This is a genomic window from Mesorhizobium sp. M3A.F.Ca.ET.175.01.1.1 (assembly GCF_004791945.1).
Lineage (GTDB): Bacteria > Pseudomonadota > Alphaproteobacteria > Rhizobiales > Rhizobiaceae > Mesorhizobium.
The window spans coordinates 1-4,003 of sequence record NZ_SRTP01000033.1 but is presented as its reverse complement, the minus strand read 5'-3'; the positions used below and the strand labels follow the sequence as shown (position 1 = coordinate 4,003).

The window sequence follows — 4,003 nt, the reverse complement described above, 5'->3', positions numbered from 1 at the left end:
GCGATGTAGGCGATCAGCGGCTTGCGCATGTTGTCGCGCGCCCAGAGCGCGGCTTCGGCCTCCTGCGGGCCGCCGATCTCGCCGATCATCACCACGGCGTCGGTGTCCTCGTCCTGCTCGAACAGTTCCAGAATGTCCTTGAAGGAGGAGCCGTTGATCGGGTCGCCGCCGATGCCGACGCTGGTCGACACGCCGATGCCGAGCGCCTTCATCTGCGAGGCGGCCTCGTAGCCGAGCGTGCCGGAGCGGCCGACGATGCCGACGCGGCCGGGCAGGTAGATGCTGCCCGGCATGATGCCCATCAGCGCCTGGCCGGGGGTGATCACCCCGGCGCAGTTCGGCCCGACGAGGCGCATGCGGTCCTCGAAGCGGTAGCGGCGCATGTAGCGCTTGACCTGCATCATGTCCTGCGAGGGGATGCCGTCGGTGATGCACACGCACAGCTTGATGCCGGCGTCGGCCGCCTCCATGATCGAATCGGCGGCGAAGGGCGGCGGCACGAAGACGATGCTGGCCTCGGCGCGGGTCTCGCGCACCGCGCCCTTGACGGTGTTGAAGACGGGCAGGCCGAGATGGCTCTGGCCGCCCTTGCCGGGGGTGACGCCGCCGACCAGCCTGGTGCCGTAGCGCTTCATGTCCTCGGCATGGAAGCTGCCGATCTTGCCGGTGAAGCCCTGCACGATGACGCGGGTGCTGCGGTTGAGCAGAATTGCCATTTCTCGACCTCCCTCAGGCTGCTTTTTTCTTGGCGGCTTCGCGCCAGGCGGCGACCGCCTTCTCGGCGGCTTCGGCCAGCGTGTCGGCGACGATCACCGCCTCGCCGGACTCGGCCAGGATCTTGCGCCCTTCCTCGACCTTGGTGCCGGACAGCCGCACCACCAGCGGCACCTCGACGCCGACCTCGCGGATCGCCTTGATGACGCCCTCGGCGACCCAGTCGCAGCGGTTGATGCCGGCGAAGATGTTGACCAGGATGGTCTCGACATTCTTGTCGCCGAGCACGGCGCGGAACGATTTGGCGACCCGCTCGGGCGAGGCGCCGCCGCCGATGTCGAGGAAGTTGGCCGGCTCGCCGCCGGCGATCTTGATCATGTCCATCGTCGCCATCGCCAGCCCGGCGCCGTTGATGATGCAGCCGATGTTGCCGTCGAGCCCGACATAGGACAGGCCGCGGTCGCTGGCGAAGGTCTCGCGCGGGTCCTCCTGGCTCTTGTCGCGCAGCTCCGAGATCTCCGGGCGGCGGAACAGCGCGTTCTCGTCGAACGACATCTTGGCGTCGAGCGCGACCAGATTGCCGTCGCGGGTCACCACCAGCGGATTGATCTCCAGCATCGAGGCGTCGTAATCGCGGAACACCTGGTAGCAGCCCATGATGGTTTCGGTGGCCTTGCCGATCAGGTTGCTTTCCAGGCCGAGGCCGAAGGCGATCTCGCGCGCCTGGAACTGCTGCATGCCGACGCCGGGATCGACGGTGGCGCGGATGATCGAATCCGGCTGCCGCTCGGCGATCTCCTCGATCTCCATGCCGCCGGCGGCCGAGGCGACGATCATGACCCGCTCGGCCTTGCGGTCGAGCACGAAGCCGAGATAGAGCTCCTGCGCGATGTTGACCGTCTCCTCGACATAGAGCCGCGACACCAGCTTGCCGCGCGGGCCGGTCTGCTGGGTCACCAGCTTGCGCCCGAGCATGGCTTCGGCGGCGTTGGCGATCTCCTCGTCATTGGAACACAGCTTGATGCCGCCGGCCTTGCCGCGCGCGCCGGAATGGACCTGCGCCTTCACCACCCATTTCGAGCCGCCGATCTCGCGCGCCCGGTAGGTCGCCTGCTCGGGGCTGTAGGCGAGCCCGCCGCGCGGCACATGCACGCCGTGGCGGGCGAGCAGTTCCTTGGCCTGGTATTCGTGAATGTCCATCTTGTCCTCCTGGGAATCTCAATGCGCCTGGCCGGGCGCCGCGCCATGGCCTTGGCCGGCGCGCTCGATCGCCTCGCTCACCACCAGCACGTTGCGCGCCATGCGCTCGGAGGCGGCGTCGATCATCTTGCCGTCGAGCGCGGCCGCGCCCTTGCCGAGCGCCTCGGCCTCCTTCAGCACCTCGAGGATGCGGCGGGCGCGCGCGACCTCCTTTTCCGGCGGCGAGAACACCTCGTTGGCCAAAGCGATCTGCGAGGGGTGGATCGCCCATTTGCCTTCGATGCCGAGCGCGGCGGCGCGCCTTGCGGCGGCCGTGTAGCCTTGCGGATCGGAGAAGTCGCCGAACGGTCCGTCGATGGCGCGAAGCCCGTAGGCGCGGCAGGCCACCGTCATGCGCGACAGCGCGAAGTGCCATTGGTCGCCGGGATAGTCGGGATTGAGCCCGCCGATGTTGACGGTGCGCGCCTTGGTGCTGGCGGCATAGTCGGCGACGCCGAAATGCATCGCCTCCAGCCGGCCGGGGGTGGCCGCGATCGCCTCGACATTGGCCATGCCGAGCGCGGTCTCGATCAGCGCCTCGAGGCCGACGCGGGTCTTGTAACCCTTGGCCATCTCGATCTGGTTGACCATCGCCTCGACCATGTAGAGGTCGGCCGGCACGCCGACCTTCGGCACCAGGATGGTGTCCAGCTTGTCGCCGGCCTGTTCCATGATGTCGACGACGTCGCGGTACATGTAATGGGTGTCGAGGCCGTTGATGCGCACCGACACGGTCTTGCCCTTGGCGCGCCAGTCGATGTCGTTGAGCGCCTGGATGATGTTGTTGCGGGCGCGCTCCTTGTCGGGCGGCGCCACCGCGTCCTCGATGTCGAGGAAGATGAAGTCGGCGGCGCTGCTGGCCGCCTTGTCGATCATCTCCGGGTTCGAGCCCGGCACCGCCAGCTCGCTGCGCTGCAGTCTCAGTTTCTTGAGGTGGTTGATGGTGTGGCTCATGGCTCGTCCCTCACGCTGCCCGGGCGACCGGCATTTCGGCCGTGCGCCGGAAATGCTCGATCGCCGCCGCCACGCCCGAGCCCGGCGCCAGGCGCACGCCGCAGTCGAGCAGCGCCATTTCGGCCGCCGACAGCGAGGCGCAGACCATCACCTCGTTCAGCCAGCCGAGATGGCCGATGCGGAAGACCTTGCCGGCCACCTTGTTGAGGCCGCCGCCGAGCGAGGTCTGGTAGGCGCCGTGGGCGCGCTTGACGACGTCGGCGCTGTCGATGCCTTCCGGCACCAGGATGGCGCTGACGGTGTCGGAATGCCATTGCGGCGCCTTGGCGCACAGCTTCAGCCCCCAGGCCTCGACCGCCTTGCGCACGCCCTCGGCCAGGCGATGGTGGCGGGCGAAGATGGTCTCCAGCCCTTCCTCGGCGATCAGGTCGAGCGAGGCGCGCAGGCCGCGCAGCAATTGCGTGGCCGGCGTATAGGGGAAGTAGCCGGCATCGTTGACGCGGATCATGTCCTCGAAGGAGAAGTAGCAGCGCCGGTGGGTGGCGACGCGCGCCGCGGCGAGCGCCTTCGGGCTGACCGACAGGAAGCCGAGGCCGGCGGGCAGCATGAAGCCCTTCTGCGAGCCGCTGACGGCGCAGTCGACGCGCCATTCCTCCTGGCGGAAGTCGATCGAGCCGATCGACGACACGCCGTCGACGAACAAAAGCGCCGGATGGTTTGCCGCATCGAGCGCGGCGCGGCAGCCGGCGACGTCGCTGGTGACGCCGGTCGCGGTCTCGTTTTGGGTGCAGAACACCGCCTTGATGCGATGCGCCTTGTCGGCGCGAAGCCTCTCGGCATAGAGATCGAGCGGAACCCCGGTGCCCCATTCGCAGTCGATGACGTCGACCTCGAAGCCGAGGCGCTCGGCCATGTCGACCCACAGATGCGAGAACTGGCCGAAGCGCGACATCAGCACCCGGTCGCCGGGGCTGAGCACATTGGTCATCGCCGCTTCCCAGGCGCCGGTGCCGGACGAGGGGAAGATGAAGACGCGGCCGGTCTCGTTCTTGAACACGCGTTTGATGTCCTCGAACAGCGGCAAGGTCAGGTTGGG

4 protein-coding genes are annotated in these 4,003 nt (G+C 68.1%); all 4 read right to left on the bottom strand.

All coding sequences use genetic code 11. From position 1 onward, the window contains the following. Positions 1-716, bottom strand: a 716-nt coding sequence (gene sucD, locus EN818_RS30555) for a succinate--CoA ligase subunit alpha (RefSeq protein ID WP_095809606.1), incomplete at its 3' end; no start/stop codon positions are given. A 13-nt stretch (positions 717-729) separates the two neighbouring features. Then, positions 730-1,914 carry a malate--CoA ligase subunit beta gene (locus EN818_RS30550; protein ID WP_095809605.1) on the bottom strand — a complete coding sequence of 395 codons (1,185 nt, stop codon included), beginning with the start codon at positions 1,912-1,914 and terminating at the stop codon, positions 730-732. An 18-nt stretch (positions 1,915-1,932) separates the two neighbouring features. Then, a complete protein-coding gene (locus tag EN818_RS30545) occupies positions 1,933-2,907 on the bottom strand; it encodes a CoA ester lyase (RefSeq protein WP_095809604.1) in 975 nt (324 codons plus the stop codon). 10 nt (positions 2,908-2,917) lie between these two features. Then, positions 2,918-4,003, bottom strand: a 1,086-nt coding sequence (locus tag EN818_RS30540) for an aminotransferase class V-fold PLP-dependent enzyme (RefSeq protein ID WP_245518932.1), incomplete at its 5' end; no start/stop codon positions are given.